The sequence below is a fragment of the uncultured Catenibacterium sp. genome (assembly GCF_900540665.1).
Classification (GTDB): Bacteria; Bacillota_I; Bacilli_A; order Erysipelotrichales; family Coprobacillaceae; genus Catenibacterium.
Genome location: NZ_UQGV01000050.1, coordinates 1 through 17,475, shown reverse-complemented (window position 1 = coordinate 17,475; position 17,475 = coordinate 1). Strand labels below are relative to the sequence as shown.

General features: G+C 35.1%; 14 protein-coding genes. 13 read left to right on the top strand and 1 reads right to left on the bottom strand.

From position 1 onward, the window contains the following. Positions 1 to 435 (top strand): aminotransferase class V-fold PLP-dependent enzyme (locus tag QZQ55_RS07430; protein ID WP_295091781.1); only part of this gene is annotated, 435 nt, incomplete at its 5' end. A 245-nt stretch (positions 436 to 680) separates the two neighbouring features. On the opposite strand, the gene QZQ55_RS07425 is transcribed toward QZQ55_RS07430, so the two are convergent. Further along, complete coding sequence (locus tag QZQ55_RS07425; protein ID WP_295091778.1) at positions 681 to 1,502, bottom strand: histidinol-phosphatase HisJ family protein; 822 nt, start codon at positions 1,500 to 1,502, stop codon at positions 681 to 683. A 350-nt stretch (positions 1,503 to 1,852) separates the two neighbouring features. On the opposite strand from QZQ55_RS07425, the gene QZQ55_RS07420 reads away from it, so the two are divergent. The 12 genes from QZQ55_RS07420 (at position 1,853) to QZQ55_RS07365 (ending at position 17,403) form a co-directional block, all read left to right on the top strand. Beyond that, positions 1,853 to 3,544: a Na/Pi cotransporter family protein gene (locus QZQ55_RS07420; RefSeq protein WP_295091775.1), complete on the top strand. Its 1,692-nt coding sequence runs from the start codon at positions 1,853 to 1,855 to the stop codon at positions 3,542 to 3,544. 441 nt (positions 3,545 to 3,985) lie between these two features. Beyond that, positions 3,986 to 5,014, top strand: a complete 1,029-nt coding sequence (gap, locus tag QZQ55_RS07415) for a type I glyceraldehyde-3-phosphate dehydrogenase (RefSeq protein ID WP_295091772.1) — start codon at positions 3,986 to 3,988, stop codon at positions 5,012 to 5,014. Positions 5,015 to 5,129: 115 nt separating this feature from the next. Next, positions 5,130 to 6,542 (top strand): S41 family peptidase, encoded by a 1,413-nt coding sequence (locus QZQ55_RS07410; protein ID WP_295091769.1) that lies wholly within the window; start codon positions 5,130 to 5,132, stop codon positions 6,540 to 6,542. A gap of 14 nt (positions 6,543 to 6,556) precedes the next feature. After that, positions 6,557 to 8,527, top strand: coding sequence for an excinuclease ABC subunit UvrB (gene uvrB / locus QZQ55_RS07405; protein WP_295091766.1), 1,971 nt, complete (start codon positions 6,557 to 6,559; stop codon positions 8,525 to 8,527). Next, complete coding sequence (locus tag QZQ55_RS07400) at positions 8,517 to 9,899, top strand: CCA tRNA nucleotidyltransferase (protein WP_295091763.1); 1,383 nt, start codon at positions 8,517 to 8,519, stop codon at positions 9,897 to 9,899. Before uvrB ends, QZQ55_RS07400 begins: the two co-directional genes overlap by 11 nt. After that, positions 9,856 to 12,678, top strand: a complete 2,823-nt coding sequence (gene uvrA, locus QZQ55_RS07395; protein ID WP_295091760.1) for an excinuclease ABC subunit UvrA — start codon at positions 9,856 to 9,858, stop codon at positions 12,676 to 12,678. Before QZQ55_RS07400 ends, uvrA begins: the two co-directional genes overlap by 44 nt. An 11-nt stretch (positions 12,679 to 12,689) precedes the next feature. Further along, positions 12,690 to 13,625, top strand: coding sequence for an HPr(Ser) kinase/phosphatase (gene hprK / locus QZQ55_RS07390; protein ID WP_295091756.1), 936 nt, complete (start codon positions 12,690 to 12,692; stop codon positions 13,623 to 13,625). A gap of 3 nt (positions 13,626 to 13,628) precedes the next feature. After that, positions 13,629 to 14,423 carry a prolipoprotein diacylglyceryl transferase gene (gene lgt / locus QZQ55_RS07385; protein ID WP_295091753.1) on the top strand — a complete coding sequence of 265 codons (795 nt, stop codon included), beginning with the start codon at positions 13,629 to 13,631 and terminating at the stop codon, positions 14,421 to 14,423. 64 nt (positions 14,424 to 14,487) lie between these two features. Next, positions 14,488 to 15,537 (top strand): GTP pyrophosphokinase family protein, encoded by a 1,050-nt coding sequence (locus QZQ55_RS07380; protein WP_295091750.1) that lies wholly within the window; start codon positions 14,488 to 14,490, stop codon positions 15,535 to 15,537. An 85-nt stretch (positions 15,538 to 15,622) separates the two neighbouring features. Then, a complete protein-coding gene (locus tag QZQ55_RS07375; RefSeq protein WP_278242847.1) occupies positions 15,623 to 16,423 on the top strand; it encodes an SDR family NAD(P)-dependent oxidoreductase in 801 nt (266 codons plus the stop codon). 36 nt (positions 16,424 to 16,459) lie between these two features. After that, positions 16,460 to 17,167 (top strand): EFR1 family ferrodoxin, encoded by a 708-nt coding sequence (locus tag QZQ55_RS07370; protein ID WP_295091747.1) that lies wholly within the window; start codon positions 16,460 to 16,462, stop codon positions 17,165 to 17,167. Beyond that, positions 17,164 to 17,403, top strand: coding sequence for a purine biosynthesis protein PurH (locus tag QZQ55_RS07365; RefSeq protein ID WP_295091744.1), 240 nt, complete (start codon positions 17,164 to 17,166; stop codon positions 17,401 to 17,403). The genes QZQ55_RS07370 and QZQ55_RS07365 overlap by 4 nt, the downstream gene beginning before the upstream one ends. Positions 17,404 to 17,475: the final 72 nt, after the last annotated feature.

Below are 17,475 nucleotides of genomic sequence, written 5' to 3'. Positions count from 1 at the left end.
AATGTCGCAGGCATAATTGGATTTGCAAAGGCGGCAGCGATAGCAATGCATAACAGAAAGCATCGGATAAGCCGCGAGAGTGAATTGAGAAATTATATGATAAACAGAGTTCTTTCAATGATACCCGGTTCTAAGTTAAATGGAAGCATAAGAAACCGTCTGCCTAATAATTGCAGTTTCTGTTTCAAAAATATTGATGGCGCTGCCTTAATTGCCATGTTAGATGAGCAGGGAATCTGCGCATCTGCCGGTTCGGCATGTTCATCGGCAAGTAAAGAGGGTTCTCATGTACTGCGCGCTATAGGTCTTAATGATGAACTTGTTCATGGAACAGTCAGACTGACCATCAATGAAGAGATAACGAGGGGACAGATGGATTATGTAATTGAATGTCTGCGAAAGGATGTATATGAACTTAGAAAATTATCAATGTGATGGAAACGTATTTATTAATTGTACAAATATCATAAAAATGTCAATTTCTGATAAAATATTTATTATCTGTTATCATTAAGAGTCCGCAGGCTGATCCTGCTGCGAGCCGCTGGTCAGTTCTGCTGTTTTTTTATATCAGCGGCTCTGCAATCCATGCATAGTGTAACCTTTGCCGGATATACAAACAGAAATAAAACCATAAAGTCTTGTATTGATAATAGCTATTTAAATTCGCTTTTTTTAAACTATAAATGTATAAATTCCGGCTTTCTCTTTGAAAAGATTGTATAATATTTAAAACCTGCCGATGTAAGGTAATCACTTATTATGTTAAAATCATAGGCAATATGTTCAGGTAAATGAGCATCAGAACCGGTTGTAATAATCTCTCCGCCAAGCTCTTTATAACGTTTTACAATGCCATGACACGGATTTGGTTCATTAAGACCGTATTTTAAACCTGCAGTATTAATCTCAATTCCTTTTCCATTATTAATCAGGGATTTTAATATATCATCAATTATATCAGAATACGCTTTCCAGTTATAGTCTTTGTCCTGATTAGGAGCATATCTTATAATATAGTCCAGATGACCATATACATCATAATTATGGCACGAATTGATATTATCAGCTATGCTCTGGAAGTAATTTAAAATACTATCATTTACAGAATGATTGTCCCAATATTCTTTATAATATGGGTCCTGACCATATACGAGGTGGGATGAGCCTATAATAAAATCAAGAAGCCCATCTTTGTCATACTCATCAATTCGTCTGCACAGATGCTTTTGAAGTCCCTGTTCTACACCGGTATATATGTCGATTTTGCCTGAATATTTATCACGAAGCTGTGCTATATGTGCTACATAGCTGTCAAAATCAAGTTGAAATACAACATTTCCATTCTCTAAAGGATAATCATAATCGTTGTGGTCAGTAAAACATATTCTTTTAAGCCCCAGCCTGATAGCGGTCTTTATAATATCTTCCGGCTCAGCCTTGGAATCTGATGAAAAATAAGAGTGGATATGAAAATCTGATAAATTATTATTATGTAACATAAAAATCTCCATTTCTTAAACAAAAATACAAAACTTAAGCAAAGTGTAACATATTATTATTTTTTTTGCACATATTATTGTCAAATTTAATAATATCTTGTCAGAATTAAGTTTTCTTGTTGAAAATATTATTTTAAATTGTTATTATGTAAAGGAAATGTTAAATAAATTTTACATAAAAAGCACACAGATTTTACATTTTATATAATATAAGTGATAAAAATTTAAAATATTAGTTTAAAGCAGGAAGACTTCATAATTGGGGACATTTACATCATAGTATTAACAGCGGACTTATATTGATATAAATTTTCATTAGCAGTAAAATATTAGTGCAGACGGGAGACAAAGTGAATATCGGGTACGTTAGTAGTTTATTTGAATTTGCGGGCGGTATAGGAATGTTCCTGTACGGTATGAACATTATGGCTGATGGTATGCAGAAATCAGCAGGTGGTAAGATGAAGAAGCTGCTTGGATATCTTACAAGAAACAGGCTTCTGGCAGTATTGGTCGGAGCTTTAATTACAGCAATAATACAGAGCAGTGGCGCCACTACAGTTATGGTGGTTGGTTTTGTTAATGCAGGACTTATGAGCCTTGTACAGGCTGTTGGTGTTATAATGGGTGCCAATATTGGTACTACAATAACAGCATGGATTGTATCTTTAGGGCAGTTAGGTGATGCTGTTAAGGTAATGCAGCCATCTTTTTATGCACCTCTGTTAATAGGAATTGGAGCTTTTGTAATACTTTTTGCAAAAACAGGCAAGACTAAAAATATTGGTGAGATTATAGTAGGTATTGGTTTATTATTTGAGGGCTTATACTTTATGTCAAGTTCAATTGCCCCTTACACGGATGCACCTATTTTTGCACAGGCATTTAAAGTGGTTGGAAGTAATCCATTTCTTGGAATACTTATAGGTATAATCGTAACAGCTATTTTACAGAGTTCATCTGCATCTGTAGGTATATTGCAGACACTTGCAATAAGCGGGATTGTTACTACAAATGCGGCATTATATATTACATTGGGACAGAATATTGGCTCATGTGTAACCGCTATTATTTCAAGTGCCGGAACGACAAGAACAGCTAAGAGAGCTGCATGTATGCATCTGTTATTTAATGTTGCAGGAGCTGTATTATTTGGTACAATTGGCTTTGTACTATTTATGATATTCCCACAGCTTGCTTCTTATAATATTAATAGTGTTGAGATTTCAATATTCCACACATTCTTTAATATTACATGTACGGCTGTTATGTTCCCATTTGCTAACCAGCTTGTTAAGCTTTCAGGACTTATCATAATGGAAAAGAAGGATACTTCAATCAGTACTGATGTTGATTCTAATGATAAGGATGCTGTAGAGATATCACGTCATTTTGATTCAAGAATATTAGAACAGCCATCAGTAGCAGTTGAACGTGCTGTCAAAGAAGTCGCCATAATGGGACGTCTGTCATTGTCTAATATTGCATATGCACAGCAGGCTATCCAGACTAATGATCAGGATGCAATAGATAAGGTATATGAGATAGAGCATAAGGTTGATCTGTATGAAAAATATCTTACAGATTATCTTATAAGAGTTAATAATCTTTCCATTAGCGAGAAACAGCATTTTCTCGTGAACAACCTTTTTCATGCCATAATTGACATAGAAAGAGTATCGGATCACGCTGAAAATCTTGCAGAGCTAGCAAAATATAAGATAGAAAATAATATTGTATTTTCAGAAAACGGTTCAAGTGAGCTGCGTCTTATAGGTGATAAAGTATATCACAGCTTTGAAAAGGCTGTTGAAGCGAGAGAATTACAGGATGGCAGTATTGCTGATGAGGTTATGCGTATTGAAGATGGTGTGGATGAATTAGAAGAAGAATTAAGGGATAAGCATATACAGAGACTTTCCCAGGGAAAATGTAAACCATCTAATGGAGTTGTTTTTCTTGATATTCTCTCTAATCTTGAAAGAATGTCAGATCATGCTAACAATATAGCTGAATGTATAAAGAAAGAATTAACCAAATAATTTAATAATGCTTTAATAAAAACAGGCTGTTACGTTGAAGTTATATAATATATAGCGGATTTTAATTTATTACCGGACCTTATATTGTGTAAATAATTCATAGTGTAGCAGCTTTATTTTATCTTTTCTTAAAAATACAGGCATCACAAAATGGCATTTGTCACAGCACCAGAGCTAACATTTAGTCTGCGGTTTCTCTGGTATAAATGCCCGTCGAATTGTGATTAATATGTATAAAATTTTTTTCATCATAATTGTAATTGTATTAATTTAAAAAGTATTTACAGTGTGTTTGTTAAAATTTTTACAAAAAATTAAGTATATTTTGTAAAAAAAGGCAATTTGCACTTGATATTTTGGATTAGATTATGTACAATACATCGTAGTTGATTTTTTATTAACAAACTCAATTAATCAATAATATTTAGGAGGATTTAATTTATGTCAGTAAAAGTTGCAATTAATGGTTTTGGACGTATCGGTAGACTTGCATTCAGACAGATGTTCGGTGCAGAAGGATATGAAGTAGTCGCTATTAACGATTTAACAAGCCCTAAGATGTTAGCTCATCTTTTAAAGTATGATTCATCACAGGGAAGATATGTTGGTTTTGGTGAAGAAGATCAGGTTACTGCTGATGATGAAGCTGGTACAATTACAGTTAAGGGTCAGACAATTAAGATCTACAAAGAGCCAGATGCAAACAACTGCCCATGGGGAGAAATCGGTGTAGATGTTGTTCTTGAGTGTTCAGGATTCTATACATCTAAGGAAAAGGCTCAGGCTCATATCAATGCAGGTGCTAAGAAGGTTGTTATTTCAGCTCCAGCTGGAAACGATCTTAAGACTATCGTATTCAACGTAAACAACGAAACATTAACAGCAGATGATCAGGTTATCTCTGCAGCTTCTTGTACTACAAACTGCTTAGCTCCAATGGCTGATGCATTAAACAAGTTAGCAGAAATCCAGGGTGGTATCATGTTAACAGTTCATGGTTACACTGGTGACCAGATGCTTCTTGATGGACCACAGAGAAAAGGTAACTTAAGAAGATCTAGAGCTGCTGCAGTTAACATCGTACCTTCATCTACAGGTGCTGCAAAAGCTATCGGTTTAGTTATCCCAGAATTAAATGGTAAATTAATCGGTTCTGCAGTTCGTGTACCAGTTCCAACTGGATCAACTACAGTTTTAACAGCTGTTGTTAAGGGTACTGTTACTGTTGATGAAGTTAACGCTGCTATGAAGGCTGCTGCAACTGATTCATTCGGTTACAATGAAGACGAAATCGTATCTTCTGACATCGTTGGAATGACTTACGGTTCATTATTTGACGCAACTCAGACTATGGTTAACGCTTTACCTGATGGAAATAGTGAAGTTCAGGTTGTATCTTGGTACGACAATGAAAACTCATTCACTTCTAACATGGTTAAGACAATCAAGTATTTCTCAGAATTAGCTTAATCAGATCTGAATTAAATAATGGAAGATCCCTGTATAGGGATCTTTTCTTTTTGGGTCAAGTTTCTACTCAAAACATCAATGTTATGATAAAATAATGAAACGAGGTGACTTGAACGTGGAACTAAATAAAAGAAAGAAAAGTTTATTAATCAAATATATAGTAATTGGGGTACTTTGTTTAGCCCTTGGTTTTGGCAGTGGTTATCTAGTATTCCATAATAACAGCGCAAATGCGAATGAGAAAACAAATCTTACACTAGTAGATGAAGTAGTAGAGCTATTAAATAATAATTGGTTAGATACAACAGATTCTAAAACATCTATTCAGGATCGTATGATTCAAGGGTTAGTAGATGGGCTGGGAGACTCACATTCCTCTTTTATGTCTTCTCAGGAAAATAAAGAATTTAATAGTGATATTAATGGTAATTACAGTGGTATTGGTGTTTATTTCTCTCCAGTTCATAGTGGTGCTTTATTGACTGGTATTATAGAAGGAAGCAGTGCTGAAAAGGCTGGACTTAAGGCTGGAGATATTATTACTGAAGCAGATAATAAATCACTCAGTGGTTTGACTAGTACAGAAATGCAGGAACATATTAAAGGAAATGAAGGTACAGAAGTTTCTTTAAAGGTAAAAAGACTTCAACAGACTTTGAATGCGAAAGCAGTACGTAAGAACTTCAGTTCTGATGTCACTTATTATGTAGGCACTATAAATAATAAAGTATATGGTTATGTGAATATTTCTACTTTTGGAGATACAACAGCACAACATGTAGAAACAGCTTTAAAAGAGTTTAAGAAACAGAATGTATCAGATATTATTCTAGACTTAAGAGGAAATGGTGGGGGTTATATTACTGCCGCTAGAGATCTACTTTCTTTATTTAATGAGAAAGGGGAAACACTCTTTACTGTTAAGAATAAAAAGGGTCAGACTGAAACATATAAGGATAATACAAAGACCCATTATGCATTTTCTAATGGTTATATTTTAATGAATGGTGGAACAGCTAGTGCATCAGAATTATGCGCAGGTACATTTAAAGAAATACAGGGATATAAACTCATTGGTCAGCAGTCTTATGGTAAAGGTACTATCCAGGCACAGACAAACTTATCCGATGGTTCTGTATTGAAATATACTTATGCAAAGTGGTATACACCTAAGGGTGTGAATATTAATAAGAAGGGATGGACTCCTGATGTGACAGTAGAGGATCAGTCACTCTTATCTGCTTATTTCACTTATTATAGTGATAAGTATTATGTGGATAATGTGAATAATTCTATTATTGTTATGGAAAGATTATTAGAAATACTGGGGTATAATCCAGGTCGTACAGATGGTTATTTCTCACAGGGTGCAAGTGATGCTCTTAAACGTTTTGAACAGGATCATGGTTTAATTGTAGATGGTGTATTAGAATACAGTGATCAAGAATGTATGGTTAGTGTTCTTGCAGAAAGATTAAGTCATAAGGAATATGATAATACATTACAGAAAGTACTTACTTTAATATAGAAAGAAGGGATTATATGTCTTACAAACTTGTATCAAAATTTAAACCAATGGGTGACCAGCCAGAAGCTATTAAAGAACTTGTTGAAGGAATTCATCAAGGAAAAAAGACACAGGTACTATTAGGTGGTACAGGGACTGGTAAGACATTTACCTTTGCGAATGTGATTGCACAGGTGAATAAACCCACTCTTGTACTATCACACAATAAAACATTGGCTGGACAGCTTTATAGTGAATTAAAGGAATTCTTTCCAGAAAACCGTGTAGAATACTTTATTTCAAACTTCGATTTCTATCAGCCAGAAGCCTATATTCCTAAGAGTGATACATATATTGATAAAGAATCACAAACAAATGAAGAGATAGAAATGTTAAGAGCTGCTGCTATGAATTCTTTATTAGAAAGAAAAGATACGATTGTTGTGGCATCTGTGGCCGCTATTTATGGTTTAGGTAATCCACAGAGCTATCAGGAAATGATCTTCTCTTTACGTGTGGGTCAGGAAATTGATAGACGTGAATTACTCACATTCTTAGTAGATAGACAATATACTAGAAATGATATGGACCAGGTCAAAGGTACTTTTAGAGTACGTGGTGATGTGATTGAAATAGTACCAGGTCATACTGAGTCTTATATTATACGTATTGAATTATTTGGTGATGAAGTAGATCGTATTACTGAGGTTGATCCTCTCACTGGTCATGTTCAGGCCTCTTATAATACATATACGATTTATCCGGCTGAAGAATATATTACCAGCCGAGAAAAGATGCTTCATGCCTGTGATACGATCGAAGAAGAATTAAAAGATCGTCTGCAGTATTACCAGGATGTCGCAAAACCACTTGAGTATGAAAGAATAGATAACCGTACAAGACATGATATTGAAATGTTGAGAGAGGTAGGTATCTGCCCAGGTATTGAAAACTATTCACGTCATATTGATGGAAGAAAGCCAGGAGAAAGACCTTATTGTTTAATAGATTATTTCCCTGATGATTTCTTGCTTATTGTCGATGAATCTCATGTTATGCTTCCACAGATCAGAGGTATGTTTAACGGAGATAGAAGTCGTAAAGAAACATTGGTAGAATATGGTTTCCGTTTACCAAGTGCATTGGACAATAGACCACTTCGTTTTGAAGAGTTTGAAAAACTTATTCCCCAGGCAATATTTGTATCTGCCACACCAGGTGATTATGAATTAGAAGGTGTACATGGTGAATTTGTTGAACAGATAATTCGTCCTACAGGATTATTAGATCCTATTATTGAAGTACGTCCAATAGAAGATCAGATTGATGATATTATTAGTGAAATACAGTTACGTATAGAAAGAAATGAACGTGTACTTATTACAACTCTCACAAAGAGAATGGCTGAAGATTTAACTGATTATCTTAAGGAATTTGGTTTAAAGGTTGCTTATCTTCATTCAGAAACAAAGACATTAGAACGTACAGAAATATTAAGAGATTTGCGTTTAGGTAAATATGATGTCTTGATTGGTATTAACTTATTAAGAGAAGGTTTAGATCTTCCAGAAGTCTCTCTTGTATGTATCTTAGATGCAGATAAGGAAGGTTTCTTGAGAAGTGAACGTTCGTTGATCCAGACAATTGGTCGTGCGGCAAGAAATGCGGATGGTCATGTTATTATGTATGCAGACCGTATCACTGATTCTATGCAGCGTGCCATTGATGAAACAAGTCGTCGTAGAGAAATACAGGAAGCTTATAATAAGGCTCATGGTATTACTCCAACCACAATTAAGAAAGAAATTAGAGAAGCTATCCATGGTCAGGAAGTCATTGATGAAGCACAGAAGATTGTCAAGAAAGGCCGTAAGGCACCTAAGAAGGATAAGAAGGTTCTTCTTGAAGAATTAGAAAGACAGATGAAAGAAGCAGCGAAGGTGCTTGATTTTGAACGTGCTATGGAACTTCGAGATATGATAGAGGAGATTAAAGATGGAAAGTAAATTTAATCTCACACCTCTCGCATTAGATGTCTTTGAGGCAATTAAACAGGCAGGAGGACATGTATATCTAGTAGGAGGGTGTGTACGTGATTTTCTATTAAAAAGAAAATCTAAAGATATTGATGTAGAAGTACATCATCTCTCTTTTGAGGCTTTAAAGGAAGTATTGTCTCCTTTTGGAACAGTACAGGTTATGGGTGCCGCATTTGCGGTGGTTCATTTGTCTACTCTTGAAGGCTATGAATTCGCCTTACCAAGAATAGAAGAAAAAACAGGACTCAAGCATCAGGATTTTAATGTGATTGTGGATCCTAATCTTCCTTTAGAAAAAGCCTGTGCAAGAAGAGATTTTACAATTAATAGTATGTTATATGATATAGAAACAGGAACAGTTATTGATTTCTATTCAGGGCAGAAAGATTTAAAGAATGGTATTCTTCGTGCAACAAATGGAAATCATTTCTCAGAAGATCCACTACGTGTATTAAGAGGTGCCTCCTTTATGTCACGTTATGGCTTCAAGATGGATCCAGACACAAAGAATCTGTGTCAATCCATTGTGGAAGAAGGGGGATTAGATACTCTCAGCACAGAACGTATTTATACAGAATACTGTAAGATATTGATGGGATTATATCCTTCACAGGGACTCAATTTCTTAAGAGATATTCATGGTCTTCCATTCTACTTACAGGATTTAGATACAACCCATCAAAGAACAGACTATCATCCAGAAGGCAGTGTCTGGAATCATACAATGCTGGTGACTGATTTAGCGGCATTATGTAAGCATCATACAAGTGAACCATTATGGTTTATGTGGAGCGCTTTATTACATGATATAGGTAAACCACTTGTAACAACGCCAGAAGGACATGCTTATGGTCATGCAGAAGAAGGAGCCGCTCTTTTTGATGAAAAGGTGGATCTAATTCTCTCTCATAAACAGAAGAAATATATTTATACTATGATTCAATATCATATGGTATTACCTACATTTTCTCGTAATCATGCAAGAAAGATTAAATTCTTACGCTTTTTAAAAGCGATTGATCAGAAAGCGCCTTTAAAGGATCTTCTCTATCTTGCAAGATGTGATAAGTTAGGAAGAGGTATGGTTACAAGTGCTTCTATCAATGAATTGAATGAATATATAGAAGAAATGGTGTCTATTTGTGGAGACCATGCCCCTGTTCCTATTGTGACAGGTAAGGACTTAATTCAAGAAGGCTTTGAGAATCATCAGGATTATTCTAAAATCCTTTCTCTGGCCTATGATTATCAATTACAGGGTTTAAACAAAGAAGTGATTATAAGGAGGTTGAAGAATGAAACAGGATGTCATTGCAGTGAGGGGTGCGCGTGTCAATAACCTCAAAAATGTGGATATAGATATTCCTAAAAATAAACTTGTGATTATGACAGGTTTATCAGGAAGTGGGAAGACATCTCTTGCGTTTGATACAATCTATGCAGAAGGTCAGAGACGTTATGTAGAGTCATTGAATTCTTATGCAAGACAGTTCTTAGGTGGAATGGAAAAACCTGATGTGGATTCAATAGAAGGTTTATCACCAGCTATTGCGATTGATCAGAAAACAACATCTAATAACCCACGTTCTACTGTTGGTACAGTGACAGAAATTTATGATTATTTACGTCTATTATATGCGCGTGTAGGACATGCTTATTGTCCTCATCATGGGATTAAGATAGAAGCCCAGACTTTAAAACAGATGGGTGATATTGTGGATACATATGATGATGGAGATAAACTTCAGATACTTGCACGTATGGCGATGAATCAGAAGGGAACACATAAAGATCTCTTTGATAAATTAAGAAAAGAAGGGTATGTCAGAGTCAAGGTAGATGGAAATATGTATACTCTTGATGAAGACATTACGCTAGAAAAAAATAAAAAGCATACCATCGATGTCATTGTCGATCGTATAAAGAAAAAAGAAGGATATCGTACACGTCTTATTGAATCCTTAGAAACAGCTTTAAAACTAACAGATGGTGAAGCATTAGTAGAGAACCTTACACAGGGGACTGAAAAGCTTTTCTCTTCTAATTATGCCTGTCCTATTTGTGGGTTCTCTGTTCCTAAGCTGGAACCACGTTTATTCTCTTTTAATAACCCATTAGGTGCCTGTCCTGATTGTAAAGGGTTAGGAATTAAGGAAGAAGTTGATTTAGACTTATTAGTACCTGACTGGAACTTGAGTATTAATGAAGGCGGTATTCGTTATTTCAAGACAGCAGTAGGGACTGATCGTATTGAATGGCAGCGTTTCTTGAAACTATGCGAATATTATCATATTGATTTAGATAAGCCTTTAAAGGATTTTGATGAAGAAGAAAGAGATATTATCTTTACTGGTTCTCATGATCCTATTACTTATACAATTGTCTCTTCTTCTGGTAATGTTTCTCGTACTACAAATTATATTGAAGGTGTTGTGACGCTGATCCAGAGACGTTATGAAGAAACATCTTCTAAATGGTCTAAGGAATGGTATGCATCATTTATGGCTGAACATACATGTCCAACTTGTAAAGGTGCAAGACTTAATGAAATGGTTCTAAGTGTACAAGTAGGTGGTTTAAATATCATTGAATTCACAAATCTCTCTATTGAGAAAGCCTTAGAATTTGTAGAGAATTTAAAACTTTCAGAAATGGAAGAAAAGATTGCACATTTGATCTTAAAAGAAATACATGATCGTTTAACTTTCCTTAATGAAGTAGGATTAGGTTATTTAACACTTTCTAGACGTGCAGGTGGCTTATCCGGTGGTGAAGCACAGCGTATTCGTCTAGCAACTCAGATTGGTTCACGCTTGACGGGTGTTCTTTATGTATTAGATGAACCTTCTATCGGACTTCATCAAAGAGACAATGAGAAACTCATTCATACACTACAGGAAATGCGTGATCTAGGAAATAGTGTGCTTGTCGTAGAACATGATGAGGATACAATGCGTGCTTCTGATTATATTGTGGATATTGGTCCTGGTGCAGGTATTCATGGTGGACAGGTGATTGCATATGGTACACCTGAAGAAGTAGCTGCCAATGAAAATTCTATTACAGGTGATTATTTATCTGGTAGAAAGAAAATTGATGTACCAAAAACAAGACATAAAGGCAATGGCCTTTATTTAGAAGTACGTGGGGCTAAGGAACATAACCTGAAGAATATTAATGTGAAGTTCCCACTCGGTAAGTTTATTGCGGTAACGGGTGTATCTGGTTCAGGTAAGTCTACATTAGTGAATGATATTTTATGTAAAGCACTTCGTGCTAAGATTTATCGTTCACGTGAATTGCCAGGTAAACATAAAGAAATACGTGGTATAGAGAATATTGATAAAGTGATTGAAGTATCACAGGAACCAATTGGTCGTACACCACGTTCTAATCCTGTGACATATACAGGTGTCTTTGATGATATTCGTGATTTATTTGCGAAAACACCAGAAGCCAAAATACGTGGATATGATAAAGGACGTTTCTCATTTAATGTGAAGGGTGGACGTTGTGAAGCATGTCAGGGAGATGGTGTAAAGCGTATCTCTATGAACTTCCTTCCAGATGTTTATGTACCTTGTGAAGAATGTCATGGGCATCGTTATAATGAAGAAACATTACAGGTGACTTATAAAGATAAGAACATCTATGATGTATTAGAAATGACTGTGGAAGAATCACTTTCTTTCTTTGAAAATCTTCCTCGTATTTATACTAAACTTAAAGCACTTTATGATGTAGGTCTTGGTTATATTAAACTTGGTCAAAGTGCGACAACACTTTCTGGTGGTGAAGCACAAAGAGTGAAGCTTGCATCTGAATTACAGAAGCGTTCAACTGGAAAAACATTATATATTCTTGATGAACCTACAACAGGTTTACATAGTGATGATGTGAATAGATTGATTAGTGTATTACAGAAGATTGTGGATAATGGTGATACAGTCTTAGTTATTGAGCATAATTTAGATGTGATCAAGGTCGCAGATCACATCATTGATTTAGGATTGGAAGGCGGCGACAATGGTGGTACAATAGTCGTAGAAGGCACCCCTGAAAAGGTTGCAAAGTGTGAAAAGAGCCATACAGGACGCTTTCTTAAGAACCTATTGTAAGGAGGTATTTTATGGGAAAGTCCGTAAAACTAAAAGACTTGATGAATAATCCAGCCTATAAACTTGTATCTGGAGATGAAGAATCTTTAGAAAGAGAAGTATTTGTCGCAGAAATCAACCGTCCTGGATTTGAACTTGCAGGCTTCTTTAAACATAGTGATTTTAGAAGAATTATTCTATTAGGTGATAAAGAAAATATATTCATTAGAGAAATGACAAAAGAGAGTCAGCTGGCATGTTTCTCTAAACTTGTGAATGATGAAACACCTTGTATCATTATTGCGAAGGGATATGAAGCACCAGAGATTCTTAAAAATATCGCACGTAAGAGAAATTTCCCAATCTTTGAAACAGAGATGGCAACAGGAAGAGTTTCTATTAACTTAATGGGTAAGTTAGACGAACTCTTAGCACCTGAAACACAGATCCATGGTGTATTCTTAAATATTTATGGTAAAGGTGTCATTATTAAAGGGGATAGCGGTATTGGTAAATCCGAAATAGCCTTAGAACTCATTAAGAGAGGACATCAGCTCATTGCGGATGATGCAGTTGAACTTTATCATATTGGTCAGTCTATTATTGGGAAAGCACCCACTGTCTTAAAGAACTTACTAGAAATTCGTGGTATTGGTGTTATTGATGCATCTAAGATGTTTGGGGCTGCCAGTGTTCTTCCAAAAGAAAAGGTAGACCTTATTATTCAGTTAGAAAGATGGTTACCATCTCGTGAATATAGACGTATTGGAGTAGAAGAAGATGATGTGACAGAAGATATCCTTTCAGTTCCTATTCCTAAGATTGTTGTACCAGTGACTGGTGGACGTTCTATGTCAGTTATTATTGAAGCAGCTGTCATGAATATGCAGCTTAAGGATTCTGGATTTGATTCAAGTAAAGAATTTGTGAATAGAATCCTTGAAAACATTAAAAGTAAGCAGGTGTAAGTTATGCAATTCTTTCCAGAATATAATATATTTCTTAAAATCGGTGGTCTACAGATTCATATGTATGCAGTATGTATCATTATTGGTGCATTCATCGCTTATATGCTAGGTCAGTATAATTTTAAGAAATTAGGCTATAGTTCTGAAATCTTATCAGATTACTTCTTTGGAGTACTCATGACAGGGATCATTGGTGCACGTATCTGGTATGTCATCTTCATGTGGAAAGAACTCTATGCATATCATCCTGAAGAAATTATTGCGATATGGCATGGTGGACTTGCGATACAGGGTGGAATCATAGCTGCACTCATTTATAGCTACTACTTCTTTAAAAAGAAGGATATTCCTTTCTTTGTGGCAGGAGATGCGATTATGCCAGGTGTCTTGATTGCGCAGGCATGTGGTCGCTGGGGAAACTTCTTTAACCATGAAGCATTTGGTTCAGCTGTTTCCTTAAACTTCCTCAAGTTATTACACCTTCCTCAATTTATTATCAATAATATGTATATTGAGGGGGCATACCATCATCCTACATTCCTTTATGAATCAGTAGGGAACTTGATTGTTTTTCTTGTGATTATTCTTATAGTTAAGAAAAAATCTCAATGTACAGGTGAACAGTTCTTCTCTTACTTTATCGGTTATGGTATTGTGAGAGTATTTGTGGAAGGATTACGTACAGACTCACTTATGTTAGGTCCTATCCGTATGGCTCAACTCACATCTATAGTATTTATTATTGTAGGTGTGGCTGGTATATATTACTTAAGAAATCATCAAAAGCGAAAGAATTAATCTTTCGCTTTTTCTTCACATTAAGTTAATGTATCATATATATGATAGACAAGAGGTGTAAAAGATGGATAAAAGAATTGAAAATCATATCATCCAGCAATATTATGACAATCAGAGTCTTTACCGTTCATTAAAACATGATATTACAGATATTATTGAAAATATCATTACAAAGAATAATATAAAGATTTCTAATTTTGCGATACGTATTAAAACAGAAGATGCATTAAGACGTAAGATCTGTTTAAAACATAAGTACAAGGATGTTAATGATATTACAGATATCGTTGCATGCCGTATTATTACATTATTTGAATCAGATATTGATGTCATTTATAAGTTGATTAAAGAGAACTTTGATATTGTGGAATACAATGATAAGAGAAAGAAGAACTATGACGACCGTATTGATTTCGGTTATAACTCTCTTCATTTATTAGTAAAATATAATGAAGCAAGACTGAATATGATAGAGTACTCAGATTATCGTCATATCATCTTTGAAATACAGATTAGAACTATTCTCCAGCATTCCTGGGCAGAAGTAGAACATGGTCTAGGTTATAAGTCACAATATGAAATTCCTAAGGATATTCGTAGAAGACTCACAAGACTCAGTGCGACTCTAGAAATACTAGATGAAGAATTTGTGAATATAAGAGATGATATAGAAGAATATAACAGAGGTATTGATCATATAGAGAAGGTATTAAAGACAGACTTGAACTATAACTCTCTCATGACTTATTACCATGATTCTCCTATTATGAGTGAATTAACACAGATCATCTGTGAACAGTTCGATGTATCAATCAAAGAAGAGCCATATATTATATCTGAATTGAGAGTTGTAAAAAGATTTCATAATCTAGGCTATATGTATGTTCATGAACTCGATGAATTTATTATAGAAAATAGAGATAATATCATAAACTTTGCACAGTCAAAGCTCCGTTTCCTAGAAAAAAATAAGTATTTCAACCCTTATGATATCTTTGTCTGGGTATCACTAATCATGTTGTTGAATCAGGGTGTGGATGATCCAGAAAACATTATCAGTAATGAAATGTTCAGCATTCCTAACAAGAATGAAGTAGATAAAGGAATTAATTAAGATACGTTATATTTTTACACAATTATAATTTTTTCATGTATAATTATATTAACGCTTTAAATTAAAAAGAAAGAAGGTAAATAATATGGGATTTTTAGAAGGTAAGACTGTCATCGTGACTGGTGGTGGACGTGCTGTACTTGAAGATGGTACATGTGGTTCTATTGGTTATGGTATCGTAACAGCATTTGCGAAAGAAGGCGCAAATATTGTGATTACTGGACGTAACCTAAAGAAACTAGAAGATGCGAAAGAAGAAATTGAAAGACTATATAATGTAGAAGTTCTTCCAGTCCAGGCTGATGTAAATGCAGGTGCTGATAATGAAGCAGTCGTAAAGTCAGTTGTTGAAAAGGCAATTGAAAAGTTCGGTCATATCGATGCATTAGTGAATAATGCACAGGCAAGTGCATCTGGTGTATCTCTTGCAGAACATACTACAGAACAGTTTGATTTAGCTATGTATTCAGGATTATATGCAGCATTCTATTATATGAAAGCATGTTATCCATACTTAAAAGAAACAAAAGGTTCAGTCATCAACTTCGCATCTGGTGCTGGATTATTCGGAAACAAAGGTCAGTGCTCTTATGCTGCTGCAAAAGAAGGTATCCGTGGTTTAACACGTGTTGCGGCAACTGAATGGGCTGCAGATGGTATCAACGTAAACGTTGTATGTCCACTTGCTTGGACTGCACAGCTTGAAAAGTTTGAAAAAGCTTATCCAGAAGCATTCAAGGCTAATGTTCATACACCACCTATGGGACATTTTGGTGACAATGAAAAAGAAATCGGACGTGTTGTTGTACAATTAACTTCTCCAGACTTCAAATATATGACTGGTGAAACAATCACTCTTGAAGGTGGATTAGGAATGAGACCATAAGGAAACGCAATGCGTTTCCTTTTTTAGGAGATAGAAATGATTTATTATTTTAGTGGAACAGGAAACAGCCACTATGTGGCAGAAGTACTCTCAAAGTCATTACAGGATACTATGCAATCTATTGAATCAGCTCAAAGCATTAAACAGGGTGAAATAATTGGTATTGTCACACCTGTTTATTTCTTTGGTTTACCTGATATAGTGAAGGATTTCTTAGAAAGATTGTCTGTCTCTTCCAAATCTTATTTATATCTAGTCGTCACTTATGGTGGTAAACCAGGTAATATTGGGAAAGAGGCCAACAAGATCATGCAGAAAAAGGGGACAGGTTTTTATGCGATGTATGGTGTTAGAATGGTTGATACGTATATTCCTATGTATGATGCATCTAAAAATGAAAAGATAGAATCTCAAATAGAATCTCAAATAGAAGAAATCATTACACAGATCAAGGAAAGAAGAATAGGTGATTACTTGAAAGGAACAGTCCCAGTTCTTATTAATAAGGCCTGTTCGTTTCAATATAAACAGGTAAGAAAAACAGACAACTTAAGCATTGATGAATCTTGTATTCATTGTGGCTTATGTGCGAAAGAATGCCCTGAACAGGCGATAGAAATCAAAGAGCATGTGACATTTAGAAAAGAACAGTGTATGATGTGTTTAAGATGTTTACATCATTGTCCTGTAAACGCAATTAAATTTAAGCACAAGGACAAAGGACAATACAGGGGGTTACTATGATCAAAGAAGATATTCTAATCAAGAATACAACAAGAGAACAGAGAGAAAGAATTGTGAATGATGCATTAGGTATAGTAGATGGTTTATGTGATAGCTGTTCACAGGGAATCATTTCTATGTATGATGCATATATTGACGGTTTAAAGGAATTAGATGAAATCAATAGAGAATTCAATGCCCACTATGAAGTAGATGATAAACGTGGTGGCAACAGAGGTGGCTGTTCAATGATGTAAGGAGTAAGAGTGATCTTCAATGGTATTAAGTTAAAGAAAACTAATACCATCGGGTAGTTAAGTTAAGGTGTC

Coding starts and splice junctions, on each gene's coding strand:
- uvrB (WP_295091766.1), top strand. CDS start 6,557: ATGTCTTACAAACTTGTATCAAAATTTAAACCAATGGGTGACCAGCCA.
- QZQ55_RS07425 (WP_295091778.1), bottom strand. CDS start 1,502: ATGTTACATAATAATAATTTATCAGATTTTCATATCCACTCTTATTTT.
- uvrA (WP_295091760.1), top strand. CDS start 9,856: ATGAAACAGGATGTCATTGCAGTGAGGGGTGCGCGTGTCAATAACCTC.
- gap (WP_295091772.1), top strand. CDS start 3,986: ATGTCAGTAAAAGTTGCAATTAATGGTTTTGGACGTATCGGTAGACTT.
- QZQ55_RS07370 (WP_295091747.1), top strand. CDS start 16,460: ATGATTTATTATTTTAGTGGAACAGGAAACAGCCACTATGTGGCAGAA.
- hprK (WP_295091756.1), top strand. CDS start 12,690: ATGGGAAAGTCCGTAAAACTAAAAGACTTGATGAATAATCCAGCCTAT.
- QZQ55_RS07375 (WP_278242847.1), top strand. CDS start 15,623: ATGGGATTTTTAGAAGGTAAGACTGTCATCGTGACTGGTGGTGGACGT.
- QZQ55_RS07400 (WP_295091763.1), top strand. CDS start 8,517: ATGGAAAGTAAATTTAATCTCACACCTCTCGCATTAGATGTCTTTGAG.
- lgt (WP_295091753.1), top strand. CDS start 13,629: ATGCAATTCTTTCCAGAATATAATATATTTCTTAAAATCGGTGGTCTA.
- QZQ55_RS07380 (WP_295091750.1), top strand. CDS start 14,488: ATGGATAAAAGAATTGAAAATCATATCATCCAGCAATATTATGACAAT.
- QZQ55_RS07365 (WP_295091744.1), top strand. CDS start 17,164: ATGATCAAAGAAGATATTCTAATCAAGAATACAACAAGAGAACAGAGA.